This window comes from Rhizobium sp. NLR16a, from assembly GCF_017948245.1.
Classification (GTDB): Bacteria; Pseudomonadota; Alphaproteobacteria; order Rhizobiales; family Rhizobiaceae; genus Rhizobium.
Genome location: NZ_CP072865.1, coordinates 1,188,945 through 1,215,292, shown reverse-complemented (window position 1 = coordinate 1,215,292; position 26,348 = coordinate 1,188,945). Strand labels below are relative to the sequence as shown.

Sequence of the window (26,348 nt, the reverse complement as noted above, 5' to 3'; positions counted from 1 at the left end):
GTAACGCCCCCTGCTACTTTCGCGTCAGGAGAAGATCCGGCGCGCAAGAAGCCGCATCGGATCAAGGCGCACGGGGCGCTCTCCTTTACCAAAAAAGAGTGCGGGCACGGAGACATCAGGCGCCCGGAGGAGATGCCAATGGATGATCTGAACTTCGGCAAGCGTAACAAGCGCGGCGACTGGGCGCCGAACCACCCGGTCGAAACCGCGCCGCTTTTCGTCTTCCCCCCGCAACTGACGGCAATCCTGAAATGGCTGCCGCACTACTTCCTTCCCTGGAACCTGATTTTTGCGGTGTCTGCGCTCGCCTATTGGGCCTGGATCATTCCCCCGGTCGCCACGATGCAGACGCTGAGCTTCGGCTGGATAGCGTGGCTATTCGCCGTGAATGCGATCTGCGTATTCCTGTTCTATGGAGCCTTTGAACTGCATCTTTATGTTCTGAAGCGCCAGGAAAACCGCTTCAAGTACAATGGCAAGTTCCCCGCCGACCAGAAAAACAATGCTTTCTGGTTCCAAAGCCAGAACCTTGACAATATTCTGCGCACTTTCCTTTCGGGCGTCGTGATCTGGACCGCCATCGAGGTCGGCATGCTCTGGGCCTATGCCAACGGCTATGCGCCGTGGCTCGGCCTTGCCGAAAACCCCTGGACGCTGGCGCTCGTCGCGCTCGTCGTTCCGATCATTCACGAGTTCCACTTCTTCTGCATTCACCGGCTCATCCACACGCCCTTTCTCTATAAGTGGGTGCATTCGGTCCACCACAATTCCGTCAACCCCTCCCCCTGGTCGTCGCTGTCGATGCACCCAGTCGAGCATCTGCTCTATTTCGGAACGGCGTTTTACCACCTGATCCTGCCCTCCAACCCGGTCATCATGCTCTATCAACTGCACTATGCCGGCTTCGGGGCAATTCCCGGCCATGTCGGCTTTGACAAGGTCGAGGTCGGCAAGGACAGGCTGATCGATAGTCACGCCTATGCGCATTACCTCCACCACAAATATTTCGAGGTGAACTACGGCGATGCCCTGATCCCGCTCGATAAGTGGTTCGGCACCTGGCACGACGGCTCGCCCGAAGGCGAAGTGCAGATGCAGGAACGCTACCGCAGGCGCAAGGAAAGGCTCGCAGCCCGCAAGGCTCGCCTGGAAGCCGAAGGAGCCGCCGAATGACCTGGGTTTCAGCTGGCAGACTTGACGACATCGAACAGGAAGGCGCCATCCGTTTCGACCATGGCGGACGCACCTACGCGATCTACCGTGGCCCGGATGACAGCGTCTACTGCACCGCCGGGCTCTGCACCCACGAGGCGATTCACCTCGCCGACGGACTGGTCTTGGATTTCGAGGTGGAATGTCCGAAGCATTCCGGCGCCTTCGACTACCGCACGGGTGAAGCGCTGAGGCTGCCGGCTTGCGAGAATCTGAAGACCTATCCGGCGGAGGTGGTCGACGGAGAGGTGCGCGTGGCCCTCGGTTAAGTGGCCAAAGAACATGGCGGAATACGCCAAGAAGAACTGAACCTCGCCGGCCGGCGTCTCCTCGTCACGAGCGCCGGCTGCTCTTGCTGTCGGAGAATGCTATGAACGGTATGGTCATCATTGGTGCGGGCGAGTCCGGAACCCGGGCGGCCTTCGCCCTGCGCGAGGCGGGTTATTGCGGAGCAGTCACGCTGGTCGGAGCCGAGCCTCATCTGCCCTATGAACGGCCACCTCTGTCGAAAATCGTCGACGACACGGTGCAGATGAAGCTGATCTGCGCGAAAGAAGCGCTTGAGGCGGCCGGCATCACCTATCTCAAGGGCTGCTCGGTCTCCAAGCTGGATCCCGTCGCCGCAACCGTAAGCTTGAGCCATGGTCAGCTATTGGGTTACGAAAAACTGCTGCTGACCACCGGCGCACGGCCGAGGCGGCTTGCCTGTGCCGGCGCAGAACGCGCGCTCGACTTTCGCACCCACGCCGACGCCGAAGCGATCTTCTCCAAGGTTGCGCCCGGCCGGCGCGTCGCGATCATCGGCGCAGGTCTGATCGGGATGGAACTCGCATCGGTCCTTCGTGCAAAGGACGTTGCGGTCGATGTGATCGAGGCCGCGCCGAAACCTTTGGGCCGCGCCGTCCCTGCCCGTTTTGCCGACAAGCTGCATGCCCGGCATGCCACCGAAGGCGTGCGCTTCCACTTTGATCGGAGCGTTGCGGAAATCGGTAACGATAGTGTCGTCTTGAGCGATGGCACCATCCTGTCCGCTGACCTCGTCGTCAGCGCCATCGGGGTCCAGCCTGAAATGACCTTGGCGGAAGCATCGGGACTGGCCACGGGCAACGGAATTCTGACGGACGCATGCCTTCGCACCAGCGCGCCGAACATATTTGCCGCGGGCGATTGCGCGGCGGTGGCTCAAGCTGGCGGAGGACACATCCGCTTTGAAAGCTGGCGGAATGCCAGAATGCAGGCCGAGACCGCAGCAAGGAACATGGTCGGCGCCGCCGAGACTTTTGCCGCCATTCCCTGGTTTTGGTCCGACCAGTACGATCTCGGCCTCCAGGTGGCGGGGCAGCCGCTGCCCGGACATCAGAGCGTCCGGCGATCGGCAGCGGAGGGAGAGCTCGAATTCTATCTCGATGACGGGCAATTGGTAGCCGCCGCGGGTCTCGGCATCGGCAACGGCCTGGCCAAGCATATCAAACTTGCCGAAATGCTGATCGCCGCTTGTATCAGTCCCGAACCTGCGGCATTGGCCGACCCGGGCGTGAACCTCAAGACCCTTCTGAAAAGCGCGCGGGCCGCGTGATGCAGAAGCTCCTGATCTTCCAGTCGCTCTGGGCCATGGAGCGCCGGCACACGGACGGGTTCGAGCCCAGCCTCGACGACAATATCGCTGAGATCTGCGAGGCGGGCTTCGACGGCATCAGTGCGCACTATACAAACCGCGGCGATGTCATCCGCCTCAACCAGGCCATCCGAGGCACCGGCTTGAAGATCGAGGCAGTCTGCTTCCCCCGCTGCGTCGAGGATTTGCGTCTGCCGCTGGAACTTGCCGCGGCCTTTCCGGTCAGCCACATCAATCTGCAGCCCGATATCCGCCCCCGCCGGATCGAGGATTGCCTGCCGATTCTCGATGGCTGGATGCGGCTCGCCGAAGATGCGGGTATCCCGGTATTCATCGAAACCCATCGCGACAGGATGACGACGGACCTGTTCTTCACGCTCGATCTGCTCGATCGACGCCCCGATCTGCCGTTGCTGGCCGATCTTTCGCATTTCCTGGTCGGGCGCGAATTCGCCTTTCCGGTCGATGAGGAAAATCACGCGCATGTCAGGCGCATCCTGCAGAATGCCCATGCATTTCACGGCCGCGTCGCTTCACGCGAACAGGTGCAGATCGAAATTTCCTTCCCGCATCACCGGCCGTGGGTTGATCTCTTCCTGCAGTGGTGGGACTACGGCTTTCGCCATTGGCGATCACGTGCAGCCGATGATGCCGAGCTGGTCTTTACCTGCGAATTAGGGCCCAAGCCCTATGCCATCACCGGCAGAGACGGCAACGACTCGACGGACAGATGGGCCGAATCACTGGCGCTGCGCCAGATGGTGCGCGAACTGTGGACTGCCATTGCCTGAGCCGCCGGAACAATCGCGCGGCAAGTCGTTCTTTCGTCAGCCCCCAGGCACCGCTTCCAAGGCGGCGGCAAACAACCGGTCAGAACACTGCAGATGCGTCCACAGCCCGTGAACGCGTTGGCGGAGGTTGGGGATTGTTAATCAGAATTGCCTAATGTATTTCTTAACGTGCACAAGTTGTGCGGTAGTTAAGTTGCTATAATATCTGGTAGGGCATTCAATCAGGGAGAGCCTCCGACATGCGGAAAATTCCTGCTGCCAGCTTGGCCCTCGAAAAACCGGAGACAATCGATTCGGGGGGCCTGGTCGACCGGCTTTTGTTCTTTGATCGCGATTTCAATCCCGTTGAAAATTTGCTTGGCAATGCGCTGCCCGCTTCCGTCAAACCAGCCGCCTCCTTCTGGGAGCATTTTCCGGAGCTGGACAAATCGGCAGTCATGCTCGCTTTCCGTTCACTGGGTGACAGCGCCCAGCCTTTGCGAATAACAGACGCACTCGGCGGATCACATGACCTGACGATCTATCGGATCGGTGATCTGTTTGCCGTGGTCCGATCCGAGGAGCAGGTTGACGACGAACGCGCAACCCTTTTGCATCTCGCCACCCACGATCCATTGACTGGACTGCCGAACCGGCGCCAATTCAGCGAGGACCTGACCGCGCTGTTGCAGGAGATCGCAGGCACGAGCGAAACTCTATCATTGATGCAACTCGACCTTGACGACTTCAAACCCGTCAACGACACGCTCGGGCATGCCGCGGGCGACAAGCTTCTTCAATCGGCTGCAAAGCGTATTCAAGCCTGCCTCTCCAGCGATGACAGAGCCTATCGACTGGCCGGCGACGAATTCACGGTGATTTCCGTCGGCGGGGGACATCCCGCCAAAGCCCATCGCCTGGCCGAAGATCTGGTTGCTGCGTTCAAAAAGCCCTTCGCGATAGACGGCATTGCGGTCTTTGTCGGCACCAGCATCGGCATATCCACCGCTCCGCCGGACGGCACGAGTCCGGAACAGCTGATGAAGGCTTCCGACCTCGCACTCTACGCCGCCAAGAAAGAAGGGCGTGGTCGGGCTAAAGCCTATGACCCAACAATGCTCGAATTGCTGGAGCAGCGGGAACTGCTGCGCCGCAGCCTGCGCACGGCGCTCGACCAACAGCAGTTCTATGTCGAATACCAGCCCATCGCCGAGCACGGCTGCATTGTCGGTTTCGAAGCATTGCTGCGGTGGCACCACCCTCTGCTTGGAAAAATACCACCGGCGGCATTCATTCCGATGGCCGAGGCGGATGGAATGATGCCAGAGATAGGCGCGTGGGTTTTGGGGCAGGCATGCCGCGAGGCGAAGAAGTGGCCTGATAACTACATAGTCGCCGTCAATTTGTCGGTGGCTGAATTCTTGACAAGCGGTCTCACCGACCGGATTTCCCAGACGCTGGACTTGGTCGGACTTCAGCCCGAGCGTCTGGAGCTCGAAATAACCGAAAGCGTGCTGCTCGAGCGGACCGTCAACAACATCGACACTCTGAATACCCTTAACGTGTTGGGCCTGCGGATTTCACTGGATGATTTCGGCACGGAATATTCTTCCCTGAGCTATCTCAAGACATTCCCTTTCGACACGATCAAAATCGACAAGTACTTTATTACCGATCTCGAAACCGATGTGAAAAGTCAGGCAATCGTCCGCTGTGTCGTGAACCTCGCACATGACCTCGACATGCAGGTGACGGCCGAGGGGGTTGAGACGCCCGGTCAGGCGGAATGGTTGCGCAGCGTGGGCTGCGACAGGCTTCAGGGCTATTTGGTGAGCAGGCCACTTCCGGTCGAGGCCATTGAGGAATTCATTACCCGGGCAGAAGGATCCAAAAAGCAAGCTTGACCACGCGCCGATTTTCGCCGTGCATTTAGACCACGCAGATCTGACGCTCCAGACGGACGATTGGAGGGTATATTGGAAGAGGAAGCATCCCGCTTCGACGATCCGGCATTTTCGCCGATGGTATCGCTTGAGATGAATATCGCGATGTTCAAATCTCAATGGCAATTTTGCGATGAGATAGCGGAATATATCTCCGACATTCTCGGCCAGGGCCACAGTGATCCCGCTCGCTACTCCAACTTTCTTTCGGTCGCGGCGAACGAGCTCATCGAATTTGCCTTCCGCGCGACGGACAAGCGGGGAAGGATAAGTTTCAGCCTCTATCGCAGCGCGACATTCAATCGGCTGAGAATTACGTTTCCTTACGAGGAAGAAGTTGCCCACAAGCACACAAAGCCAAGATCATCAGGGAAAACACAGCCCCTCGACAGCGGGTCCGGTCACTTGGTCGCAAGGTCTGATAGAACGGCTTTGCTCAACAGTTTGACAACAATATTCGGCGCCGCGATCCGCATCGAGAAAGATGATGTCGATGGGATCGAAATCGTTGCGGATTTCCCCTCGGCCGAGGACTTCCAATGAACCTTCTTCCCCTGCCCTTCACAGTACGGTCTGATCCGACAAATCAGGAGCTCGTGCTGTCTGGCAAAATGCGGCCGGAAAGCGCCGCCGAGATTGGCGAAGCTCTCGAGCTGGTGCGGCAGAGTTTGGAAAGATATAGCGGCATCGTTTATCTCAACGTCAAACGCCTCACCCACATCAACATGACAGCCTTCGCCGCTCTGGCCGATGTCCTGGCAGCAGGCTGCCGAGCTCGGCCGGAACGGGAGATCAAGATTATTACGTCGAGCGTGATGGCATGGTCTGCCTCGCTCTTCGAGATGCTGGCAGCATCGCAGCCAAACCTGTCGGTCGAGGTCTATGATTCGGCATTCTATCCGGGGCAAAGCTTCGTCGAGGACGAGAGCTTCATTCCCATTCTGCGCACGCAGACGAAGATGACATGGAGGCACGAACGCGAACTCTTGCCGCGCCACGGTCTGCGCAGCAGTCTCGCCATGGCCGATATCTGCTGCGGCATTGGTGATTTCGCAGCTCTGGTTCAACGGGAATTCAAGCCGACGCGCCTTGTCGCACTAGACCACTCGGTGCGCAGTCTCGATTATGCCCGCAAGGTCGCTGCCGAGTTCGGCCTGGAAGGCATCGAGTACACCTATGGCGATGCGTCTCAGATGCTGCTTCGAGACAATCAATTCGATTTCGTAACCTGCCGGCACTCGCTGCAGATTTTCGACCGCCCCGAAATGCTCTTGCGTGAGCTTTATCGCATCTGCAAGCCCGGCGGCCGTGTCTACATCACCAACGAAAAGAACTCGCATTGTCTGGGTGAGCCGCATGCCGACTCGATCAGATGGACCTACGAGGAAGTGGCGAAATTGTTCAGGCACTTCGACATGGATGTCGAGATGGGGCCGAAAAGCCGCCACCTCCTGCTCAACGCCGGATTCGATAACATCCAGGTCGACTGCTTCATGGTCACGAACCTTGACGGCGATCCCCAGGACTTCGCAGACATCATCGAGGCCTGGGAAAATGTCTATGCCGGTGAGATGGCCGTCCGCCGCGGCGACTCGCCGGATTTCATTCGCAGATTCCGGCAAGGATTCAAGGATCACGTCTTTGCCGCTCTTCACCCCAAAGGTTATGCCGGCTGGCCGATCTGGGCAGCCTCTGGTCGAAAGCCGCTGTGATGGATGGAGGATTATCGAAAAGAACGGTAGGACTGGCCTCGTTTCGGGCGAAATTCATCCTGGTCGTCGGTGGAGCCGTTCTCTTCGACTTGCTGGTCAGCGGTGGCCTGGCGCTTTGGAATGTTCAGAGGCTGTCGCGTGACGCGACACTCGAAGTCGGCCAGGGTCTCGAAGCCGCCAGCCAGGAATATATACGCACCTATGCCGATTCGACCGCAGCCCAGGTGAACCTGCTCCTGCGCCAGGTTCACAACGACGTCGACACTTTGGCAGGCGTGCTGCAGGCGCAGATCGACAACCCCGCCCGCAATACCGATGTCGGCGCGGCAATCGCCCGCACATCGCCGGACAGCGTCAGTCTATCTTACGACGAGAAGGGGAAATGGTCGCAGAACGCGCCCGGCTCCGCTTCGGTCGTCAGCGTCTGGGGTTACCTGCTCGGACAGGACCATCAGCCGAAATCCGAAATCAGGCGCGATATAGAGACAAGCGCGGTTCTCGATCTCGTTGCGCCGAGCCTGCTGCAGCACGGCGCGTCAAAGCTGCAGATGTATTACATCGGACCGAGGGAACGACCGATCTTCAGGACAGCGCCCTACACCGACCAGGCTCAGACCTTCGACCGCCTTTATCCCGGGCACAACGAGGCTGATTTCTGGAACTTCTTTTTTCCCGGGCTTTACGAGTCCTGGCAAGGCTGGGCCAGGGACATGAAGACGCGACCGGTCGCGGACGACATCACGCAAACGGCTCCCTATACCGATGCCATTACCGGGAAGCTGATCGTCAGTTTCTTTCATCCGCTTTGGACCGCCGATCGGAAGGATGTCGCCGGGACGGCCGGCGCCGATATCACGCTCGACCAGCTCGCCCAGACGGTTGAAAACGTGAAGGTGGCCCAGTCCGGCTTCGGATTTCTGGCAATGTCCGACGGAAACGTGGTCGCGATCAACAGCACCGGCGAAGAGACGCTCGGTCTGCGTTCCGCGAGCGATGCGAGCGGAACCGGCGTGACCGGGCTGGAACGTTCCTTGAAAGGAAGCTCCCAGCCTGCGATAGCGAAACTGGCTCTCGACCGGGAACAGGGCATTCAACATCTGCTGCTGCAGCGGGACGGCAACCAGGTTCCCTATATTGTCATCGTCAAGAAACTGCCCGCGACCAACCTGTGGTCCAGCGGCCCGGTTCGGCAGGAGGCAATGCTGCTTGGGGTAGTTGTTCCGGAACGGGAAATCGACGCCTCCCTCTATGCCGCCCAGGCCAAGATTTCCGAGGCCACCAACCGCATCGTGATCTACCAGATCCTGGCGATCTTGATGTCGTTGCTCATCGTGACGATCGCGGTGTTTGCGGCTTCGAAACGCATAACGAGCGGGATCAGCGCACTTGCCGGCGCCGCCAAGCGGATTCAGGCGCAGGACTATTCAGTCAGAGTGGCAATAACAAGCAAGGACGAGGTCGGCGCGGCCGGTGAGGCTTTCAATCGGATGGCCGAGCAGATCAGCTATCACACCGAAAATCTCGAGCAACTCGTCGAAGAACGAACCGCCCAGATCGAAGATCAGAAGGAAGAGATTTCGACGCTGAATGCGCAGCTCGAGCGGGAAAATCGTCGTCTGGGAACGGAGCTCGCCGTCGCCGAGAGAATCCAGCTGATGGTTCTGCCGCTGCAACAGGAGCTTGAGGAATTTCAGGACATCGAGATCGCAGCCTATATGAGACCTGCGGAAGAAGTCGGCGGCGATTATTACGACGTCTTGAAGAACGGAAAACGGTTGAAGATCGGCATCGGCGACGTCACCGGCCACGGGCTCGAAAGCGGCGTGTTGATGCTGATGGTCCAGTCCGTCGCCCGCGCTCTTCAGGAAGCGGGGAACTCCGACGCCGTCAAATTTCTGGCGAATCTAAACAGTGCCCTATTCAAAAACATAGTCAGGACCAGAATAGACAAACATCTCACCCTGGCCTTTCTCGATTATGACGGCAAGGAGATGATCTTGTCGGGACAGCACGAGGAAGTCGTCATCGTGCGGGCGAACGGTGAGATCCAACGCATCGACACCATGGATCTCGGTATACCGATCGGATTGGAAGCCGATATTTCCACCTTTATCAAAACACGTGAAATAGCATTCGAGAAGGGCGACCTCATACTCCTGCACACCGACGGCGTGACAGAAGCCGCAAACGATGCGGGAGAGCTGTTCGGCATCGAACGTCTCTGCAGGGAAGCACTTCGCTTGAAAGGTCAGAGTGCTGAGAAAGTCGTTTCTGAAATTGTTGCAGCGCTGATGCTCTTCATCGGATCGCAGAAAATCTACGACGACATCACGCTTCTCGCGGTACGGCATAGGTGAGACATGGCGCCCAAAATATATGGCATCGAATCTCTGGCGGACATCAGCCTGGGTTCTGGCGCTCGCCTGACATTGAGCGATGGGCCGCTTCAGCTTAGATGGAAGCATTCGGGAATGACTTCGGACTTCCTAGCGAAGATCATGGCGCTGCCCTATTCCCGGTCGAGGAAAGATTATCTGCAGGCGCATCATGATATTGGATACCTCAGCAACGAGCTGATCGAAAATGCAGTCAAATTCCGACAGCCTGGCGAGATCCTCATCGAAGCCGGCATAATCGAAGGAAGCTTTCTGCTCAGGGTGAAGAATGCCATCGACAGCGCGACGTCGTCGCGCTTCCAGCAGCTCCTGCATCGCCTTCAATCGAAGGAACCCGGCGTACTCCTTCTTGAGCAAATCGAAACCAACGCCATATCGCCGGAAAGCGGTTCCGGTTTGGGCCTGCTCACCCTTTTGAGCGATTACGATGCGAGAATGGCATGGACATTCGAAGAGAATAAGGACGAGCATATCATACTGACGACGACTGCAGCTGTGGCGATGCCGCCCTCCTCCAATCTGTGAGCGAAGAATGGAAATCAGCGACGAAAACTTCCGCGTATGGGCGGAAAAAAACGAGGTGTATTTCGACGGCGTCTTCCGCCTGGCAGGCCCGGACGCCTATGCGCCGATCTATTCAATGATAACAGGCCTTCTCCATGAAGGGCACAAACAGGTGACGTTCAACCTGACGGGCCTCGAATTTCTGAATTCCTCGGGCATCAACCTCCTGGCGAAGCTCACCATCGAAGCCAGAAAGATGGGCGACCTCCTGCTTATCGTCAAAGGCACCAATCAACATCCGTGGCAGGCAAAATCCCTCCCGAATCTGAAGAAGCTGCACCCGCTGCTCGACTTGCGCCTGGCGTGATCGACCTTGAGCCGAGGACGACGGAGATTGGGGTTGGCGTCTCGCCAAACTCGGCAGGCCCGCATGCCGCATCTCGGATGACGACCGGTGCTCCGCTCCACGTTTGACCTCACCGCGCCAATCTGTGACCACCCTTCCATGGCCGAGCAAAGGGAACTTGCTCCATGGAATTCATGCCGCATAGCACGATCTTTCACCCATCCGGATGATTGCAATCACTGGTCCGAACTATAGTCTAGGGCAGGTTTTCGGCAACTCCATCGAAATAGTCATCGATTGGGGCTCGATCTTCGCGACGAACTCTTTTTGAAGAGCATGCCCGAGCAAGCAGATGCGGCTGGTGTAAAGGAACCGTCATGGCTGGAGCAGCCTTGGTCGGTCCGTAGGCTCCATGTCGTCGGATGATCTTTAAAGGGTAACGACATGCGCAAAACAATGGCCATCGGCCTGGTTGCCGTGATCGCCATCTATGTTCTCGGCGGCATGAGCGCGAGACATGAGATCTTTCCCTGGCCACAACTTTCCGCGCTGAAGAAAACGATTGCCGGAGAGAAGGCGGCGGCTTCAAGCCGTTATACTTTCGACGACAAGGAACGACTCATCGCAGATGAATCAAAAACCGCTGTGACCTGCCCGACTCAAACTGATCGGACTGCCGTCCTACTCATTCTTGGCCAATCGAACGCGGCCAACTACGGTGGACAACGGCACCGGTCGGATTATGGCGCTCGCGTTGTAAACGCCTTTGACAAACGGTGCTTCATCGCTGCGTCGCCACTTCTTGGATCGACCAATACCAAGGGGGAGTACTGGACGCTTCTTGGGAACAAATTGATCGGGTCGGGACAAAATGACAGCGTCATTCTCGCACCACTCGCATATTCCGGATCGGAGGTCGCTCGATGGGCGACAGGCGGTGACCTCAATCCTGTGCTGATCGATACAATGAAACAGCTTCAGGATTCCGGTTATAGAATAACGAGCGTCCTCTGGGTGCAAGGAGAGGCGGACCTCGTTCTGGGCACCACTTCGGAGGCCTATCAGAAACATTTCATGTCGATGGTTGACACATTGCGTCAGCACGGCGTCGAAGCCCCCGTTTACATTTCGATCGCATCGAAATGCCTCGAACCGAGCAACGGCGGCTTCAAGGAACATATTCCAGACAATCCTATTGTACGGGCGCAACTGGCCTTGTCAAAAAGCGGCCACGGTATCCGAGAGGGCGCGAATTCTGACGCCTTGCTCGATGGAGACGACCGCTACGACGATTGCCATATCGGGGGCTCAGGCGCGGAGAAAGTGTCGCAGGCCTGGCTGAACCTTTTGCGTGGCGAGAGCCACCTGGAAAGCTCGCGATAATCTTCCCTGAACCGTTTGCGCGCCTTCGCGAGCTTGGATGTTTCCTTAGGACCATAGCCGGGGCCTTTCGCCGGACCTCAGTCCGATGTGCAGCGCGCGATAGCAATCTATCCTTCAAGTCAGATCTCGACGTGCAGTTGCACGCCATCTGGTGGTCTCATTCGGAGGAAAACGATGCGGAAAGCAACCTTAGCGTCCCTGGCCGTGCTTTCGCTGACGCTTGCAGCAAGCCCGGTAACGATTGCGGGGCTCGACATGAGCGCGCTGGCGAAGGACGGCGGAAACGGCGGCGGCAATGGTGGTGGCAATGGTGGTGGCAACGGCGGCGGTAATGGCGGCGGCCACGGAAACGGTGGCGGCCACGACAGCGGTTCAAACCATGGCAACTCCAACTCGTCAGCCGTGAGAGGCAAATCGTCAGAGGCATCGGGCAAGTCCAAATCGGGCAAGTCAGATACCGCAGCCACCAACAAGAAGGAGAAGAACCTTTCAGCACAGCTTGCGGGCCTGAATTCCTTGAAACGGAATTACAGGGCGCTGATGAACACATCGGACCCGCGCATGGCCGCCATCTCGGCCTACGCCGTGGCTTATGCCCAGTATGAAATCGACAACGGTATCGAGCCCGCGGCCGACGATCCCCTGCTGGGCGATCAGGCGCTGGAGGACGCTTTGGCTTCCGCAACGAAAACCGGTCAGGTCAGCCCGGCGGTCCTGGATCAAGCCAAGACCATTCTCGGGGTTGGCGATGCCGACGGCAAGATTGATCAAATCCGCACCTCGCTGGAAAACGCCGCGTCGGCGGCGCCAGACGAATAGCCACATGGCGAGATGTGAGAGGTGCGAAGCCGACTCTGGTAAGTTTCGCACCGAACTACGAGAGCATTTCCGTTTCTGTTTGCGTCCGGAAATGCTCTATTTTTTTGCCAATTTTCCGGCGGCCCAAGCCTTCCTTATCAGTCATTCCGCGTCTGCCGCCAGATCTGCGAAGACATGGTTCGCATAGTCCGAGATGGACCCCACCCCTGCACTTCCGCCGATATGATCCTGCGCCACACAAGTTCAGCATCTTACTGTTCGCCAGCCCACCCGGATAGCGGGCCCGAGCGCCGGACGACCTAGACCATCACTTGTCTTGCGTGCGGCATGTCACTCTTGCGCAAGCAATGTCCTTCCTGATGTACACCGAAATTCACAGAAAATTCGCACGGATAGAACAACGCCCGCGATGAGGACGACAATCCCAGCGCTTTCGATCGGGGTCGGCCAACGAGCATGTACGACAAGTCCACCGATCACACCGAAGGCCGTTTCCGAGACGATCAATTGCGCAGCCAAGGCAACCGGCAGGCTCCGCGACGCAATGTTCCAGGCCCAGACGCCGCCTACGGTTGCCAGCAGCGCGAAAGAAGCGCCCCAAACATACAAGCTGCCGGCGGCACTCCAACCGAATCCCAGCGTTGGAAGCCGGAAGAGGTCCAGCGCGGCGCCGAAGGGGTAGAAGGCCAGCATCAGGATGCCACCTCCCACCAATATCAACGCAGCCCACACACCGGAGGGCATTTCCGGCCGGGCCGCCAGTGCAGCCTGATTGGCAAGAGCGAACCAGACCCAAAGTCCCACGGCGGCCAGCGCCAGTGGCACGCCAACCCAAAATGATCGCACCGAATTCAATCCTTCGGTCGTAAGTGCCGTGCCGTTGACGAGAGCAAGGCCGGCCAGCACCAGCGCCAGAGGCATCATGAGAGATCGCCATGGCAATGATCCCTGACGCTTGTTACCAACGACCATCAATACGATCGGCACCAGGCCGAGAAAGGCAGGAGCGATGACCGGACCGGCAAAGACGGCCGCGCCCGTCACAGTCAGGAAGTAGCCGACATATCCGATGAAAGCGAGCCAGATTGCATTCAGCCAGTTGCGAGGTGTCAGGTGGCGCAGGACACCCTTCTCGGAAAACAGGATGTAAAGTCCGACCAGCGCCGAGACACCATGACGGACGAGGGCGAAATCAAAGGTGGAATAGTCGCCGATGATCAAGGGCACGATGAAGTTGAGCGAAAAGGCAAAAGCCGCAAAGAGAGCGGCCGACACGCCAACATAGAAGATTCTGTCCATGACGATTACTCCTTCTGAAGTTGCGTCACCGAGCCGTTGATCTCCGTGACACCGACGGTGTCTATCGGCAGTCAGCGAAACCCTTGATCGGATGGGAGAAATGTACTGGCCGGGAGCCCTGGCCGGCAGCCGGTGAAATTGAGAACCACCTTCTCAATGCTCATCCACCGGATCGTGAAGCGGTTCCGCATCGGCGAGACCGTTTGAACGACAAGAGGCTACCCGGGTGATGATGAGGGGTGCGCCCGCGGCCATTGCTGTTCATCAGAACCGATTTCCCATATCCTCAAGATCGAGGCTTTCACTCGTCGGGGTGTTATGGATCGGCTTGATGCAATGCGGGTTCTGCTTGCAGTGGTTGACGCCGGCAGCTTGTCGGCGGGCAGCCGGAAGCTGAACGCGCCGCTGCCGAGCGTCAGCCGCAAGGTTGCCGATCTGGAGCGATATCTCGGCGCAAACCTCATCATCCGGACAAGCCGCAACCTGCAGCTCACCGATGCCGGTCGCGACTATGTCGATGCGGCGCGCAGGATCATTGCCGATCTCGAGGAGGTCGAACGCAGGGCCTCAGGCGAATATCAGACGCCGCGGGGACTGCTGACCATCACGATGCCGATCGAGTTTGGCCACCGCTACGTTCTGCCGATCGCGCTCGATTTCATGAACAAGCATCCCGAAGTGACCTTGAGCCTTCTGTCCCTCGACCGCTCTGTTCATCTGGTCAACGAACAGGTCGACGTCGCGATCCGACTTGGCGAGTTGGCCGACAGTTCGCTCTATGCGGTCAAGGCCGGCGAGTTCCGCCTGTTGACCTGCGCAAGCCCGGCCTACCTGGAGCGGCATGGCACGCCCCAGCATCCGACCGAGCTCACCGATCACGACGGCATCATGTTCAACGACAGGTCCTTCTTCTGGAATTTCGAGATCGAGGGGAAGCCGGTCGAGGCGATGCCACGGAGCCGGATCGAGGTGAACACCGCGGCCAACTGCGTCGCCGCCGCGTGCAATGGAGCCGGGATCGCCCGCCTCTTCGACTATCAAGTTCCCGAGGAGCTGTCTTCGGGAATGCTCGTGCAGATCTTGAAGGACTATGACGGCGGGCCCAAGCCGATCCACATCGTTTATTCCCGTCAGGGCCTGCTTGCCCTCAAGCTGCGCGCCTTCATCGACTGGATTCTGCCGCGGCTTCGCGCGGCCTGCAGCAGATATGGCGATGCGCCGTCACCGGAATGAAGTGCGCACTTCCCCGACCGTCCGCGCCCGATCCTGGAGGTGCCGATAATCGCCAAGCATGGTCATTGTCATGGCGGTCGCTGAGACTCAATTCGTCAGCGAACGATGCGGTCCACCTGCGCCTGAAGGTGTGGGCCAATCAGCAGGATGGCGGGAATGACGATGAGATAGGCGATGCTCCACGAGCGCAGCCACGTCAGCACGAATTCCTCGGAAAAACCCAGATTGAGCGCGAGCAGTGTGAAAGAGATGATCCCTGTCGTTACGATGCCCATCGACAGGGCGAAGGCGACCTTGCGTTTGAAAAGCGTGTTCATGTCCGTCTCCTGGCTGGATGAGAGATCAAGACCGCCTCGGCAGGTCTCAATCCCGGTTAGCACTTCGAAGATCGCGCAATGCCGGCACCGGCGGTAGCGGGGAAACCTGAGAGGCAGCCTCTTGAGTTCGGCAAGTTCCGAACGACGGCGAACCCTCGGCGGTTGGAAGCGATATGCCCTCGCAACGCGCTGCTTTCGACATCCTCCACAGCGCTGCGGCTTCGCAACCTGGTGCAGGACTGAGCGAAAACGAGAGGCTTGCTCTCACGCCTGCTCGCTACCGGGCAAGTCTTGCCGAGCTCATATTCCCGTCATCGCCGCCCGGGACCCTGCTGGGCCGTGGCGGCGCCTGAGACACCAGCAGTGTGCTGTCCCACCGGCTGAAATCGAACAAGGAGCATCCAAATGTCGAAAGTCATCTACACCGGCACCACCAACACCACCGGCGGACGCGACGGCGCATCCCGCACTTCCGACGGTCGCCTCGATGTGAAACTCTCCCCGCCCGGTTCCTCGGCTCCAGGCACCAATCCCGAACAGCTCTTCGCCGCCGCCTGGTCCGCCTGTTTCCTCGGTGCGATCGGAAGAGCGGCTGCCGAACGCCAGCTTCGCATCCCCGCCGATGCTGCCGTCAATGCCGAGATCGACCTCGTCTCGAACGATGACGGCGGCTATGTCCTGCAGGCGCGACTGAACGCGAAGTTGCCGGGCATCGAGACTGACATCGCCAAGTCCCTGGTCGAGCGCGCTCACCAGCTCTGCCCCTACTCCAAGGCCACACGCGGCAACATCGCCGTCGAACTCACCGCCGCCTGATCGGCCTCAACTCAGCGTCGCGCCGGTGTCCCGACGATGTCGGTCACGACAGGCGCGTCTACAAAGGATTATGTCATGACCACGGTCGCAAGAGCCCTCGCAACAGCAGCCTTCCTGCTCGCCGGCACATCCCTCCACGCACAGGCGCCGCATCAGGCGGCGACGCAGTTCCTTCCGATCAAGAACGAAGCCGCGCCCAAGCTCTTCGTGGATCAGCCCCTTGCAGAACCGCTGGCCACCAGAGGCGTGGCCATCATTCCCTATAGAACCGAGAACTTCCGCATCCTGCCCATTTTCGGCGCCAGCGCGACCGATGTCTCGCCTCGGGCCGGACACCTTCATGTCAGCATCGACGACCTGCCATGGCGGTGGGCCGATGCGAGCGGCACCGGCGCCATCGTCCTGACCGGCCTGCCGCCGGGCGAACACAAGGTGCTCATCGAACTTGCCACTCCAGTGCACGAAGTGCTGGGCGGAAAGCCTGTGAAATTTACCGTACCGCCGGTCGGCGGCGCGCAACATTAGGGCTCGCCCGGCCCCACCACGGCCGGGTGCAAGTAGATCCGATATTCGTCGATCAGACCAAGTTCGGTCAGGATGTGGACGAACTCCGGGCCAGCGACGTCGATCTCCCCAATTTCACCCAAGCACGGTGGTAACGGACTTGGATGAGCGGAATCTGGGATGTCGATCTTGCTAAGAAGTTTGTCGTTACTGGTTGGAATAACATTGGCGGTGCCAGCCTTTGGCGATTGCTTAACCGCCAGTGAGACCAAACAGGGCGTGCTGCTGACCAGAGAAGCGCCTTTCTATTCCGTATTCTACAAGCCCGACGGCCCGGGTCTCACCGAACAGCGGCTGATGGAGCGCGACGGCTCACTGCAGCCGGTGTCGGCCGTATATGTGCACCCCTTGCTCGTCGAAAAGAGAGTGAGTGCCAGCGGCACGCATGAGCTGAAATACGCGAACGCGATTGCGTTGGACGATCTACCACAGAAGAAGGCATGGCAATCCGGCACCACGCTTTTCATCAATGGCAAAAAAACTGATTCGGGCACGACTTTTATACGGTTCGACGGCTTGGGAGAGGAAACAATTGCATCTTGTTCCTACAAAGTTTGGGCCATTAACAGCCGTCTGAAACTGACGGAATTGCCTCCGATCATTTTCGAACAATACTATTCCCCCGAGCTTCATCTCGTTCTTCGTTCGGTGAGGCTGAGCCCCTCCAACCAACCGTTGAGCGAGGTTCGATTTGATCGGTTCCAAATCGGCTGGGGCAACTAGAGATATCGTGTCCCCTCTATCTTCCCAGAAAGCCCGCTGGGCGCACTCTCCCTGCCTATCACTCCGTCGTCGCGAGTCGATGGCGACTGGCGGCTGTGCCTTTCCCTATCCGGCAGTTTGGTCGAATTGTCCTCACTCCGAACATCTCGTCATCGACGGAGAGTTTCGATGCGGAGGCCCGGAGCCTCCTCCCACTCCATCACAAGTGGCGGCACTCAAGCGGCGTCCGGTCGTGGATCCCTGAACTCGTTCAGATCGGCGCGCCATCTCCCACGCCTCGTTGCAATTCGCGCTCACGCGACTACCTTTCGTGCGAGGCCACTTTCCCCAGTGGCAAAGAGAACATCACGCGAGCAAGCCATGTGCCGAAACATAAAACCACTGTTCAACTTCGATCCGCCTGCAACGGACGAAGAGATTCATGATGCCGCGCTCCAGTTCGTGCGCAAGCTCAGCGGAGCGACCAAGCCGTCGAAGCGCAATGAGGCCGCGTTCGAACGCGCGGTCAGTTCGATCGCAGCTTGCGCCCGTGAATTGCTCGATTCGTTGGAGACGTCTCAGCCGCCTCGCGATCGCGAGGAAGTAGCGGCGAAGGCGCGTGCGAAATCCGCGATGCGGTTCGCGTAAAAAAGGGTCCCGTTCTTACGGGAAGCCTCAGCCGGGCTGCGGATACATTCGCTTACAAAAATGCCGGTTTCCCGACACATGCCCGGTTCAATCATCGACTGAAATGGCGATGCGGCCGATTCGCTGCAATGGTCAATTCAGGAAGGATGACACGATGAAAATGATCCAGGCGATACCGCTCGCCCTTCTCCTTGGCGGCGCGGCGATAGCGCATGCGGAACAGCCGCTGCAGCGCACCGACCTCGTCAGAAGCGATATCGATGTACCCGGCCACGAGGCCGTTCAGGTGCGCGTCGATTTCGCCCCCGGCGTTCTCGCGCCGAAGCATGCGCATCCGGGCGAAGAAATCGCCTTCGTTATCGAGGGCACGCTGGAATATCGGCTCGACGGGCAGGAGCCGGTAACGCTGAAGGCCGGCCAATCGCTGTTCATTCCCTCCGGCGTCGTGCATTCGGCCAGAAACGTCGGCAGCGGCAAGGCTTCGGAGCTGGCGACCTACATCGTCCGTAAGGGCGAAGCGCTGGTCGTGCCCGCCAACTGAGGCCGCGTGAGGATTGGGGCGGGCGCGGGAAGCACTCGCCGCGTGGACCCGCGCCTTGGCTCCAGTTTAAGCCTATTGCTGCGGCTGCGCCGGCGGCGGGGTGCCGATCTTGTCCAGAACCTTCTTAGCGAGCGCCGGGTCGCTCTGCGCTGCCGTCAGGATCGACGAATATTCCTCGACGGAGATGTCGTTGGAGGCCTGGACGGTGTCGACCATCTGCTTCTTGGCTTCTTCCTGCAGCTTTTGCTTCGCAGCTTGGTCCTTGGTCGCGTCGATCTTGGCCGAATATTCCTGCCTGACCTTGTCGACCTGCACGTAGGCAACGGCAAAGGCCTCGAGTTTCTGATCACTGACAGGGGCAGCCGCACCGGTACCACCCTGTCCTTGCATCGGCGCCTGCCCCTGTGCCGGCGGCTGCTGTTGCGCCTGGGCAAGCTCGGTCGCGGATGCCGGGCTGAGAGCAAGCAGACTGAACACCGCGGCTGTCATCGTTGCGAGGGATGTGTAACGAGTGATCATTTTCATTCCTTTTCCGGTGATTTGGACGGCAGCAAAGACCGCCTCGGTCGATCGCTCAGCCGCTGGAAAGGCTGGCGAGGTCACGACGATGAAGCCCGGAAAAGGGCTCGGTGCGGCGGTAAAGGGGCCATTTTCTGACGATTGAGCGGCAGCTTTGTGGCCCCAGCTCAACTATTACCGCGCGAACCTGCGCGCCCCCATTACGCAGAAAATGACAGCCACCGTCACCGCGAGCATCGCCCAGGTGACCGGTTCGTGCAGCAGCGTGGCGGCGAGCGCCAGGCCGAAGAAGGGCTGGAGCAGTTGCAGTTGGCCGACGGCGGCGATGCCGCCTTGCGAGAGGCCGCGATACCAGAAGATGAAACCGATCAGCATCGAGAACAGCGAGACATAGGCAAGGCCGATGAGCGCCGGCGTTCCAATGCCGGCGAAACTTTCCGGCCGGTAGACGAACGCGACTGCAATCATGATTGGCAGCGAAAGGACCAGCGCCCAGGAAATCACCTGCCAGCCGCCGAGCGTGCGCGACAGCCGGCCGCCCTCGGCATAACCGAGGCCGCAGGCGACGATTGCCGCGAGCATCAGCAGGTCGCCGACCGGCGAGGCCGTCAGACCTTGCGTCAGGGCAAAGCCCGCCACCAGCGCGCTGCCGAGGATGGAGAACAGCCAGAAGGCCGGCTTCGGCCGTTCGCCGCCGCGGATGACGCCGAAGGTCGCCGTTGCCAGCGGCAGCAGACCGACGAAGACGATCGAATGGGCTGACGTCACATGCTGCAGCGCCAGCGCCGTCAGCAGTGGAAAGCCCGCCACGACGCCAAGCGCGACCACGGCAAGCGAGATGATATCGCGCCCGGCCGGCCGCTTCTCACGAAAGACGATCAGCAGGCAGAGCGCCAGCACCCCGGCGATCGCCGCGCGCGCAACAGTCAGGAAGACCGGATCGAACTGCGCCACCGCCACGCGCGTCGCCGGCAGCGAGCCGCTGAAGATCACCACACCAATCAAACCATTGACCCATCCTGCCGTCATGCGCTCCATCATGCGTTCCCTTCCCAGATGCATGTCGTCGAAACCCTGCGGCCTTGAGAGAACGGCATGCATAAACAATAACCTGAGGCGCGTTAGCTGAATCGAATTCACAAGAACGGGCCGTCCAGCCTTATCCGCCAAAACCGATAGCCACGACAGTGACGGTCTGATACGGTTTCGCAAAACTGTTATGGTTCAAAAGGCAGTACGGATGAACGAAAAGATAGCGGGACGCACCCGCGTCGAGATGGTGATGGCGACGATCCGGCAGCGCATCGCCGGGCGCAGCCTGACGCCGGGGGCAAGGCTGCCTTCGGTGCGGAGCCTGGCGTCCAGCATGAAGCTCTCGACTTCGACCGTCGTCGACGCCTATGAGCGCCTGGCCGCCGAGGGCGCGATCATCTCACGGCCGGGTTCCGGCTTCTATGTCGCCAACCAGGCGGCCCCCTTCGCACTGGCCGAGGCCGGGCCGAAACTCGACCGCGCCGTCGATCCCTTGTGGATTTCGCGGCAATCGCTGGAGTCCGATGAAGCCGATCTCAAACCCGGCTGTGGCTGGCTGCCGTCCTCCTGGCTGCCTGGCGAGGGCATGCGCCGGGCGCTCCGAACGCTTGCGCGCGCCGAGGGGCCGGCCCTTGCCGATTACGGCTCGCCGCTCGGCCTGCGGCCGCTGCGCCAGCTGATTTCGCGGCGCATGGGCGAGCGCGGCATCGAGGCTTCGCCGGCTCAGATCCTGCTCGCCGAGTCCAGCACGCAGGCGATCGACTTGCTCTGCCGTTTCCTGCTCGAACCCGGCGACACGGTGCTGGTCGACGATCCCTGCTACTTCAACTTCCACGCATTGCTGCGCGCCCACCGGGCGAAGATCGTCGGTGTGCCCTACACATCGTCAGGCCCCGATGTCGAACTCTTCGCGCAGACGCTCGCCGAACATCGGCCGCGGCTCTACATCACCAACTCGGCCATCCACAATCCGACCGGCGCGACACTCTCCCCCGTCACAGCCCACCGGGTCCTGAAACTCGCCGACCAGTTCGATCTCACCATCATCGAGGACGATATCTTCGCAGATTTCGAATATTCGGTCGCGCCTCGCCTCGCCGCCTTTGACGGGCTCGAGCGCGTCATCCATATCGGCAGCTTTTCGAAGACGCTTTCGGCCTCTGCCCGCTGCGGCTTCATCGTCGCCAGGCCCGAATGGATCGAGGGCCTCACCGACCTCAAGATCGCCACCTCCTTCGGCGGCGCCCGGATGACGGCCGAGCTGGTGCTCAAGGTCTTGAGCGACGGCGGTTACCGCAAACACATGGAAATGCTCAGGCAGCGGCTGGCGCGCGCCATGACCGAGGTCACCGCTCGTCTGAAGGGCTTCGGGATAAAACCCTGGCTGGAGCCCCAGGCCGGCATGTTCCTCTGGTGCCGCCTGCCCGATGATATCGACGCAGCTGATGTGGCGCGAGCGGCGTTGGAAAAGCGGATCGTGCTGGCGCCGGGCAATGCGTTCAGCCTGTCGCAATCGGCGACGAATTTCATGCGCTTCAATGTGTCGCAGACGCTGGATGAGAGAGTATTTGCGGTATTGGGGGATGTGTTGGGAAAGGCCGCGCGATAAAGCTACAGCACATCCCTCGGAAAAACCGCGAAGACATCAGAGCGACCGAAAGGTCATGCGTGAGACACCCCCTCTGGCCTGCCGGTAGAATCAGCCAACGATTTCGGACGCGCTGGTCTCACCCCACCCAATCAAAACGACCGATTGAGCGCCTTATCGTTCTCCAGCCGCGTCACGCAGCCCTCCAGCTTGGCGAGCAGCAGGTCGAAGTCGAGCGGCTTCGTCAGATAATCCGCAGCACCGGCCCGCAGGCCGGCGAGCGTGTTTTCCCGGTCTGTCAGCGCCGTCAGCATGATGAAGGGAATGTTGGAGAGCTCCGGGTGATTGATCTGGATTTCCGCCAGAAGCTGATGCCCATCCATAACAGGCATGGAAATGTCGCTGATGACGATATCAGGCCATTTCGACAGGATCATTTCCAGGCCCTCTGCGCCGTTCGAGGCCTGGAGCGTCCTGTAGCCGGCTTCGCTCAACTCTTCGACGAGGAGATTCCGGATCTCGACTTCGTCTTCTATGCACAGGACTGTAACCATAAGCTCTTCCTTAAGCTGCAACTTGTTGATCCGACAATAGAAACTCTATTGGCAGAGAGATGGTGAATGTTGTGCCTTTGCCAAGCTCACTCGTCACCTCGACGGTGCCGCCGTGCAGCTCGATGACCTGCTTGACGACGTTCAGGCCAATGCCGGTTCCGGCAATACCCGTCGCGCTGCGGGCGCGATAATAAGGTTGAAACAGTTTCGGCAGATCATCCGCATCCATGCCGATGCCGCTATCGGCAACGGCGATTTCCACCATTTTCTCTTCAACCCGAGCGTGAACATAAATGTCAGGCTGATCGGGCGAATATCTGACGGCGTTCGACATCAGATTGATGAAGACCTGTTCCATCGCGCTTCGATCGAAGGTCAATACGTCAGGTATGAGTTCGAGATCGAGATGGAAGACATGCGAAGGGCTGAGTTCGCGCTGCCGATCACAGCAGGCGACGAGCAAGGCTTTCAGATCACCTTCGCTCCTCTTCAGTATGATCTGTCCGGCTTCGAGCCGGCCGCTCGCAAGGATGCTCTCCATGAGATCGACCATGCGCACCACCGCGCTGCGGATCACTCCGGCTTTTTCGTGAACATACTCGCCGCTGACGTTGGTCGTCGAGCGGCAGAGCCGCTGGGCGGCCGCATCGATGATGGCAAGCGGCGTTCGAAATTCGTGCGAGGCCATAGCAACGAACTGGCGCTGCAGCGCATTCACCTGGCGTTCGTGCACCAGCAGGCGGTCCAGCTCCTGCCTTTGTCTTTCGATTTTGGCTGTTCGGTCCGCCACCATCTCTTCCAGATGGTGGCGGTGGTGGGTGAGTTCGGCCTGGCTGTCCAGCAGGGTCAGCGAGGTGCGATGCAGTCCTCGTCCGAGCCAGAACACCGCGGCGATCAACAGAGCCAGACAGCCGAGCCCTGCCGGCGCGATCTGCTGGAGCAGCATGAAGCCCGGGCGGATCGGCTGCCACACGAGATAGCCGATCACCCCGCCGTTATAGGACGAGACAGGCACTTGCGCCCGCTCGTCGTCTCCCTTCGAAAGGGAAAAATGCAATCCTTCGAGCCGCGCATAATGGGCAATGCTTTCAGCCGCTTTTCCGTCGATGAACTTGACCGAGACGGCGATGAACTCCTGACCCGCTTCGATCTGCATCCTTGTCGAACTCGGCATAACAGGGCGCGCGCTTGTTATCGCCGGTCTGTTGCCGATCATGATCGTGCGTACCCTGGCCAGCTGGCCAAGCGGTTCGCCACCGCTTCTTTTGCGCTCGACGAGAGCCGCCCGCGTCTCGCCGGCCAGCGCCGTCATTTCCTCGCCGTCGTCGCTGCCGAGGCGCGGCGGCATGGTGTCCGTTCCGTCGCGGAACGCAAACAGCAGGCGATTGGTAGTGTCGAAGATGTAGGTTCTATCGTGTCCGAAATATTGGCTCGTCCAGCGGCCGACATTGTCAAGCAACCATTCATGGTTCCGCTGCTTGGAATAAAGAAAGGCGTCGTCCCATTTCGTGACGCTTTCCTGTTCCCGGGGAAGCGCCTTGAACTGCTCATCCAATCCTTGTCGCACAAAGTCGGCCTGGCGGCGCAAGTAGAGATCATCGACGTTCACGGCGGCAATCCATGCGAATCCGCACAGCAATACGGCCGCCGCACAGGTGAGCGCCACCAGGACGAGCGTGATGTGCGATGTGAGCCTGACCTTCAATACTTGCAACCTTTTGATGGCGCCCCTTCCCTCGAAATTGACACGCAAAAGTTGACGGACGGTGAATTGCTCCCCGCAGGTATTTGCGTGGCCGGAGCCGCCGGCACCCACGAGAGCCTAAGCCTGAGGTGCCCCGCAAGGGGCGCCGAAGGGCGAGGCGGGTGCGCTGACGCCGGCTTCTTACAATGAGCAGCCCCACCCTGGCGGCGCAGCCCTCACGGCCGGCGCACAGCGCGGATCTTGCCGCTATTGCCTCCGCCACAGAAGAAGCAGCCGCCGCCGTCGGATTCGAGGCCGGAGACGCCAGTGCCTTCGGGCATGTCGAGCCGCTCCAGCACCTCGCCGGACTCGGGGTCGATGCGCCTGACATCGCTGTCGTCGCCCTCCCAGGTGCCGTGCCAGAGCTGGCCGTCGACCCAGGTGACGCCTGTCACGACGCGGTTGGATTCGATCGTGCGCAGGATCTTGCCGGTCTCAGGATCGATCTGATGGATCCTGCGGCCGCGATGCTGGCCGACCCAGAGCGTGCCCTCGGCCCAGGCAAGGCCGGAATCGCCGCCATTGCCGGGGGCCGGGATGGTGGAAAGAATCTGGCCGGTCTTCGGGTCGATCTTGTGAATGACGTCCTCGGCAATCTGATAGAGGAACTCGCCGTCGAAAGCCGTGCCGGCGTGAGAGGCGACTTCGATCGACCGCACCACTTCGCCGCTGTCGGGATCGAGTGCGTTCAGCCTGTCGCCCGAGGCGAACCAGACATGCCGGCCGTCGAAGGTGACGCCGTGAACGCGCTCCGCACCCGGAAAGGGTCCATATTCACGCAGAATGGTCGCAGCCGATGTCTTCATGTCTTCCTCCTTGTCGGTTGACCCATACTAGTCGCTCGGCAGCGGTCCCGGGAGTAACAAGATCGTCGGGAAAGAGGAGAGCGGCGGGCTCATCCAGCGGCGCGCCCGCCCGCGTCCGATCGCTTGCACCTTCTCCTCGCCGGCGAGCGCATCCAGCGCCCGCTGCACGGTGCGCGGACTGGTGCCGAGCGCGATTGCCAACGCCGAACTCGACCACGTTTCGCCATCGGCGAGCAAGGCGAGCACCGCCGCATGCGGCCCTTCGACGAGCGGGGCAAGCACTGCAACCTCAGCGGCGCCGGCAGGGGAAAGGGTAAAACCGCGCTCGGTAGCCGAGACTTCCGCCAGCCCGGCTAATTCCGTCCGCAGCCGGCCGATCTCGACGCGCAGCCGGGCGCGATGCGATTCATCGGCATGCTTGCCGCGGAAGGCGCGTGCGATCAGCGCCCCGCGCGACACATCCGCCGGCCAGGCTTCGGCAAGCGCACGAGCGAGGGCGAAAAGCACCGGCCGGCTCGCCAGCGGCACCACCGCACTGCCCGCGCGCACGACATGGCGGCAGGCATCGACGACGAGCGTGCCATTTGAAAAGAGCGCCTCCACCTCGGCAAGCAGCAGCGGCCGTTCATGCCCACGCGAAACCAGGCGCGCCGCCGGCAGATCGAGCACATGTCCAGCGGTCTCGACCTCCGCCGTGAGCACGGGCATGTCGGCCCGCCGCGCCGCAAGCCTTGCCCGTTCGAGCGCCGCGCGCGCCGGCTGCGTCCGCAAGCGCCGGACCGCGATCCCAGCCGCGACAAGCTCATGGGCGGCCAGCAAGGCCGGCGGCAGCGGCGTCGGGTCGAGCGCGGCCAGCGCCTGCTCGGCCTCGTCGAGCCGGCCGATCAGCACCATCAGGCGAATGGCGATATTGCCGGCATGGGCGGCGTTGACCCGGTCGCCATGCGCTTCCAGAACCTTGCGCGCCCCCTCCAGCACCTTCGGCGGCCAGGTGAGATCGCGCGATACGAGCGCGATCTCGGCCTCGGCGACGACACAGCGGGCGCGGGCCACCGCCTCCCGCGGTCCGAATGCGCGCGCAGCGCTCTTCAGCAGCGCCTTGGCGCGGATGAGGTCACCGAGCTGCGCCATGGCGATGCCGCGCAGCGCCAGCGCAGGCGCATCGTCGCGCAGCGCCACCCGTTTCAGCGCGCCAAGCGTATCGCCCGATGCCAGCGCCTGCGCCGCGGCCGTAATCAGCGAGTCCATTCAAATCCCGTCACACTTGTCACTCCCGGCATTTGTC

At 60.2% G+C, this 26,348-nt stretch carries 27 protein-coding genes and 1 pseudogene; 19 read left to right on the top strand and 9 right to left on the bottom strand.

Going from position 1 to position 26,348, the window contains the following annotated elements; genetic code table 11:
- The first annotated feature begins 138 nt into the window (after window positions 1-138).
- The 12 genes from J7U39_RS05660 to J7U39_RS05605 all read left to right on the top strand — a co-directional run bounded on the left by J7U39_RS05660 (window position 139) and on the right by J7U39_RS05605 (window position 12,700).
- Window positions 139-1,173, top strand: coding sequence for a sterol desaturase family protein (locus J7U39_RS05660; RefSeq protein ID WP_210630864.1), 1,035 nt, complete (start codon window positions 139-141; stop codon window positions 1,171-1,173).
- A complete protein-coding gene (locus J7U39_RS05655; protein ID WP_210630863.1) occupies window positions 1,170-1,481 on the top strand; it encodes a MocE family 2Fe-2S type ferredoxin in 312 nt (103 codons plus the stop codon). Before J7U39_RS05660 ends, J7U39_RS05655 begins: the two co-directional genes overlap by 4 nt.
- Before the next feature lie 101 nt (window positions 1,482-1,582).
- Window positions 1,583-2,788 carry an FAD-dependent oxidoreductase gene (locus tag J7U39_RS05650; RefSeq protein WP_210630862.1) on the top strand — a complete coding sequence of 402 codons (1,206 nt, stop codon included), beginning with the start codon at window positions 1,583-1,585 and terminating at the stop codon, window positions 2,786-2,788.
- A complete protein-coding gene (locus J7U39_RS05645) occupies window positions 2,785-3,618 on the top strand; it encodes a sugar phosphate isomerase/epimerase (protein WP_210630861.1) in 834 nt (277 codons plus the stop codon). Before J7U39_RS05650 ends, J7U39_RS05645 begins: the two co-directional genes overlap by 4 nt.
- Window positions 3,619-3,857: 239 nt before the next feature.
- Complete coding sequence (locus J7U39_RS05640) at window positions 3,858-5,501, top strand: EAL domain-containing protein (protein WP_210630860.1); 1,644 nt, start codon at window positions 3,858-3,860, stop codon at window positions 5,499-5,501.
- A gap of 72 nt (window positions 5,502-5,573) precedes the next feature.
- Window positions 5,574-6,083: a hypothetical protein gene (locus J7U39_RS05635; protein ID WP_210630859.1), complete on the top strand. Its 510-nt coding sequence runs from the start codon at window positions 5,574-5,576 to the stop codon at window positions 6,081-6,083.
- Window positions 6,080-7,252 carry a class I SAM-dependent methyltransferase gene (locus J7U39_RS05630; RefSeq protein WP_210630858.1) on the top strand — a complete coding sequence of 391 codons (1,173 nt, stop codon included), beginning with the start codon at window positions 6,080-6,082 and terminating at the stop codon, window positions 7,250-7,252. The genes J7U39_RS05635 and J7U39_RS05630 overlap by 4 nt, the downstream gene beginning before the upstream one ends.
- On the top strand, window positions 7,252-9,609 hold the full coding sequence (locus tag J7U39_RS05625; RefSeq protein WP_247241719.1) for a SpoIIE family protein phosphatase: 2,358 nt from the start codon (window positions 7,252-7,254) through the stop codon (window positions 9,607-9,609). The genes J7U39_RS05630 and J7U39_RS05625 overlap by 1 nt, the downstream gene beginning before the upstream one ends.
- Window positions 9,610-9,612: 3 nt before the next feature.
- The gene (locus tag J7U39_RS05620) at window positions 9,613-10,173 is read left to right on the top strand and encodes a hypothetical protein (protein WP_210630856.1); all 561 of its coding nucleotides are present in this window, start codon (window positions 9,613-9,615) and stop codon (window positions 10,171-10,173) included.
- A 7-nt stretch (window positions 10,174-10,180) separates the two neighbouring features.
- A complete protein-coding gene (locus J7U39_RS05615) occupies window positions 10,181-10,519 on the top strand; it encodes a hypothetical protein (RefSeq protein WP_210630855.1) in 339 nt (112 codons plus the stop codon).
- 423 nt (window positions 10,520-10,942) lie between these two features.
- Window positions 10,943-11,881, top strand: a complete 939-nt coding sequence (locus J7U39_RS05610; RefSeq protein ID WP_210630854.1) for a sialate O-acetylesterase — start codon at window positions 10,943-10,945, stop codon at window positions 11,879-11,881.
- 174 nt (window positions 11,882-12,055) lie between these two features.
- Window positions 12,056-12,700, top strand: a complete 645-nt coding sequence (locus tag J7U39_RS05605) for a hypothetical protein (RefSeq protein ID WP_210630853.1) — start codon at window positions 12,056-12,058, stop codon at window positions 12,698-12,700.
- 330 nt (window positions 12,701-13,030) lie between these two features.
- Here the strand turns inward: J7U39_RS05605 and J7U39_RS05600 are convergent, their stop codons facing one another.
- Window positions 13,031-13,999, bottom strand: a complete 969-nt coding sequence (locus J7U39_RS05600; protein WP_210630852.1) for a DMT family transporter — start codon at window positions 13,997-13,999, stop codon at window positions 13,031-13,033.
- A gap of 318 nt (window positions 14,000-14,317) precedes the next feature.
- Here J7U39_RS05600 and J7U39_RS05595 point away from each other — a divergent pair, with 318 nt between their 5' ends.
- A complete protein-coding gene (locus J7U39_RS05595) occupies window positions 14,318-15,232 on the top strand; it encodes a LysR family transcriptional regulator (RefSeq protein WP_210630851.1) in 915 nt (304 codons plus the stop codon).
- 95 nt (window positions 15,233-15,327) lie between these two features.
- Here J7U39_RS05595 and J7U39_RS05590 read toward each other — a convergent pair whose 3' ends face one another.
- The gene (locus J7U39_RS05590) at window positions 15,328-15,549 is read right to left on the bottom strand and encodes a DUF2798 domain-containing protein (RefSeq protein ID WP_210630850.1); all 222 of its coding nucleotides are present in this window, start codon (window positions 15,547-15,549) and stop codon (window positions 15,328-15,330) included.
- 405 nt (window positions 15,550-15,954) lie between these two features.
- Between J7U39_RS05590 and J7U39_RS05585 the strand changes: the two genes are divergently transcribed.
- Entirely contained in the window at window positions 15,955-16,365 is a 411-nt protein-coding gene (locus J7U39_RS05585) for an organic hydroperoxide resistance protein (RefSeq protein WP_210630849.1), read from the top strand.
- 75 nt (window positions 16,366-16,440) lie between these two features.
- A complete protein-coding gene (locus J7U39_RS05580) occupies window positions 16,441-16,890 on the top strand; it encodes a DUF6130 family protein (protein ID WP_210630848.1) in 450 nt (149 codons plus the stop codon).
- On the opposite strand, the pseudogene J7U39_RS31680 reads toward J7U39_RS05580, so the two are convergent.
- Window positions 16,890-17,000, bottom strand: a pseudogene (locus J7U39_RS31680) (dihydrofolate reductase); the annotation flags it as partial. The gene J7U39_RS05580 and the pseudogene J7U39_RS31680 overlap by 1 nt on opposite strands.
- Before the next feature lie 49 nt (window positions 17,001-17,049).
- On the opposite strand from J7U39_RS31680, the gene J7U39_RS05575 reads away from it, so the two are divergent.
- The 3 genes from J7U39_RS05575 to J7U39_RS05565 all read left to right on the top strand — a co-directional run bounded on the left by J7U39_RS05575 (window position 17,050) and on the right by J7U39_RS05565 (window position 18,820).
- On the top strand, window positions 17,050-17,652 hold the full coding sequence (locus J7U39_RS05575; RefSeq protein ID WP_210630847.1) for a hypothetical protein: 603 nt from the start codon (window positions 17,050-17,052) through the stop codon (window positions 17,650-17,652).
- A 360-nt stretch (window positions 17,653-18,012) separates the two neighbouring features.
- Window positions 18,013-18,279: a DUF2277 domain-containing protein gene (locus J7U39_RS05570; protein ID WP_210631600.1), complete on the top strand. Its 267-nt coding sequence runs from the start codon at window positions 18,013-18,015 to the stop codon at window positions 18,277-18,279.
- Window positions 18,280-18,433: 154 nt separating this feature from the next.
- Complete coding sequence (locus J7U39_RS05565) at window positions 18,434-18,820, top strand: cupin domain-containing protein (protein ID WP_210630846.1); 387 nt, start codon at window positions 18,434-18,436, stop codon at window positions 18,818-18,820.
- Window positions 18,821-18,892: 72 nt separating this feature from the next.
- Here J7U39_RS05565 and J7U39_RS05560 read toward each other — a convergent pair whose 3' ends face one another.
- Window positions 18,893-19,339: a DUF4168 domain-containing protein gene (locus tag J7U39_RS05560; protein WP_210631599.1), complete on the bottom strand. Its 447-nt coding sequence runs from the start codon at window positions 19,337-19,339 to the stop codon at window positions 18,893-18,895.
- Window positions 19,340-19,513: 174 nt separating this feature from the next.
- Entirely contained in the window at window positions 19,514-20,377 is an 864-nt protein-coding gene (locus J7U39_RS05555) for a DMT family transporter (protein WP_210631598.1), read from the bottom strand.
- Window positions 20,378-20,558: 181 nt separating this feature from the next.
- Between J7U39_RS05555 and J7U39_RS05550 the strand changes: the two genes are divergently transcribed.
- Window positions 20,559-21,980 (top strand): PLP-dependent aminotransferase family protein, encoded by a 1,422-nt coding sequence (locus J7U39_RS05550; RefSeq protein ID WP_210630845.1) that lies wholly within the window; start codon window positions 20,559-20,561, stop codon window positions 21,978-21,980.
- Window positions 21,981-22,111: 131 nt separating this feature from the next.
- Here J7U39_RS05550 and J7U39_RS05545 read toward each other — a convergent pair whose 3' ends face one another.
- The 4 genes from J7U39_RS05545 to J7U39_RS05530 all read right to left on the bottom strand — a co-directional run bounded on the left by J7U39_RS05545 (window position 22,112) and on the right by J7U39_RS05530 (window position 26,311).
- The gene (locus tag J7U39_RS05545) at window positions 22,112-22,513 is read right to left on the bottom strand and encodes a response regulator (protein ID WP_210630844.1); all 402 of its coding nucleotides are present in this window, start codon (window positions 22,511-22,513) and stop codon (window positions 22,112-22,114) included.
- Between the two features lie 10 nt (window positions 22,514-22,523).
- The gene (locus tag J7U39_RS05540; protein ID WP_210631597.1) at window positions 22,524-24,266 is read right to left on the bottom strand and encodes an ATP-binding protein; all 1,743 of its coding nucleotides are present in this window, start codon (window positions 24,264-24,266) and stop codon (window positions 22,524-22,526) included.
- 167 nt (window positions 24,267-24,433) lie between these two features.
- Entirely contained in the window at window positions 24,434-25,063 is a 630-nt protein-coding gene (locus J7U39_RS05535) for a PQQ-binding-like beta-propeller repeat protein (RefSeq protein WP_210630843.1), read from the bottom strand.
- 27 nt (window positions 25,064-25,090) lie between these two features.
- Window positions 25,091-26,311: a helix-turn-helix domain-containing protein gene (locus tag J7U39_RS05530; RefSeq protein ID WP_210630842.1), complete on the bottom strand. Its 1,221-nt coding sequence runs from the start codon at window positions 26,309-26,311 to the stop codon at window positions 25,091-25,093.
- Window positions 26,312-26,348 lie beyond the last annotated feature (37 nt).

Excerpts from the sequence above, each read along its gene's own strand:
- J7U39_RS05660 (WP_210630864.1), top strand. The coding sequence starts at position 139 with ATGGATGATCTGAACTTCGGCAAGCGTAACAAGCGCGGCGACTGGGCG.
- J7U39_RS05655 (WP_210630863.1), top strand. The coding sequence starts at position 1,170 with ATGACCTGGGTTTCAGCTGGCAGACTTGACGACATCGAACAGGAAGGC.
- J7U39_RS05650 (WP_210630862.1), top strand. The coding sequence starts at position 1,583 with ATGAACGGTATGGTCATCATTGGTGCGGGCGAGTCCGGAACCCGGGCG.
- J7U39_RS05640 (WP_210630860.1), top strand. The coding sequence starts at position 3,858 with ATGCGGAAAATTCCTGCTGCCAGCTTGGCCCTCGAAAAACCGGAGACA.
- J7U39_RS05630 (WP_210630858.1), top strand. The coding sequence starts at position 6,080 with ATGAACCTTCTTCCCCTGCCCTTCACAGTACGGTCTGATCCGACAAAT.
- J7U39_RS05625 (WP_247241719.1), top strand. The coding sequence starts at position 7,252 with ATGGATGGAGGATTATCGAAAAGAACGGTAGGACTGGCCTCGTTTCGG.
- J7U39_RS05620 (WP_210630856.1), top strand. The coding sequence starts at position 9,613 with ATGGCGCCCAAAATATATGGCATCGAATCTCTGGCGGACATCAGCCTG.
- J7U39_RS05615 (WP_210630855.1), top strand. The coding sequence starts at position 10,181 with ATGGAAATCAGCGACGAAAACTTCCGCGTATGGGCGGAAAAAAACGAG.
- J7U39_RS05610 (WP_210630854.1), top strand. The coding sequence starts at position 10,943 with ATGCGCAAAACAATGGCCATCGGCCTGGTTGCCGTGATCGCCATCTAT.
- J7U39_RS05605 (WP_210630853.1), top strand. The coding sequence starts at position 12,056 with ATGCGGAAAGCAACCTTAGCGTCCCTGGCCGTGCTTTCGCTGACGCTT.
- J7U39_RS05600 (WP_210630852.1), bottom strand. The coding sequence starts at position 13,999 with ATGGACAGAATCTTCTATGTTGGCGTGTCGGCCGCTCTCTTTGCGGCT.
- J7U39_RS05595 (WP_210630851.1), top strand. The coding sequence starts at position 14,318 with ATGGATCGGCTTGATGCAATGCGGGTTCTGCTTGCAGTGGTTGACGCC.
- J7U39_RS05590 (WP_210630850.1), bottom strand. The coding sequence starts at position 15,549 with ATGAACACGCTTTTCAAACGCAAGGTCGCCTTCGCCCTGTCGATGGGC.
- J7U39_RS05585 (WP_210630849.1), top strand. The coding sequence starts at position 15,955 with ATGTCGAAAGTCATCTACACCGGCACCACCAACACCACCGGCGGACGC.
- J7U39_RS05580 (WP_210630848.1), top strand. The coding sequence starts at position 16,441 with ATGACCACGGTCGCAAGAGCCCTCGCAACAGCAGCCTTCCTGCTCGCC.
- J7U39_RS05575 (WP_210630847.1), top strand. The coding sequence starts at position 17,050 with ATGTCGATCTTGCTAAGAAGTTTGTCGTTACTGGTTGGAATAACATTG.
- J7U39_RS05570 (WP_210631600.1), top strand. The coding sequence starts at position 18,013 with ATGTGCCGAAACATAAAACCACTGTTCAACTTCGATCCGCCTGCAACG.
- J7U39_RS05565 (WP_210630846.1), top strand. The coding sequence starts at position 18,434 with ATGAAAATGATCCAGGCGATACCGCTCGCCCTTCTCCTTGGCGGCGCG.
- J7U39_RS05560 (WP_210631599.1), bottom strand. The coding sequence starts at position 19,339 with ATGATCACTCGTTACACATCCCTCGCAACGATGACAGCCGCGGTGTTC.
- J7U39_RS05555 (WP_210631598.1), bottom strand. The coding sequence starts at position 20,377 with ATGGAGCGCATGACGGCAGGATGGGTCAATGGTTTGATTGGTGTGGTG.
- J7U39_RS05550 (WP_210630845.1), top strand. The coding sequence starts at position 20,559 with ATGGTTCAAAAGGCAGTACGGATGAACGAAAAGATAGCGGGACGCACC.
- J7U39_RS05545 (WP_210630844.1), bottom strand. The coding sequence starts at position 22,513 with ATGGTTACAGTCCTGTGCATAGAAGACGAAGTCGAGATCCGGAATCTC.
- J7U39_RS05535 (WP_210630843.1), bottom strand. The coding sequence starts at position 25,063 with ATGAAGACATCGGCTGCGACCATTCTGCGTGAATATGGACCCTTTCCG.
- J7U39_RS05530 (WP_210630842.1), bottom strand. The coding sequence starts at position 26,311 with ATGGACTCGCTGATTACGGCCGCGGCGCAGGCGCTGGCATCGGGCGAT.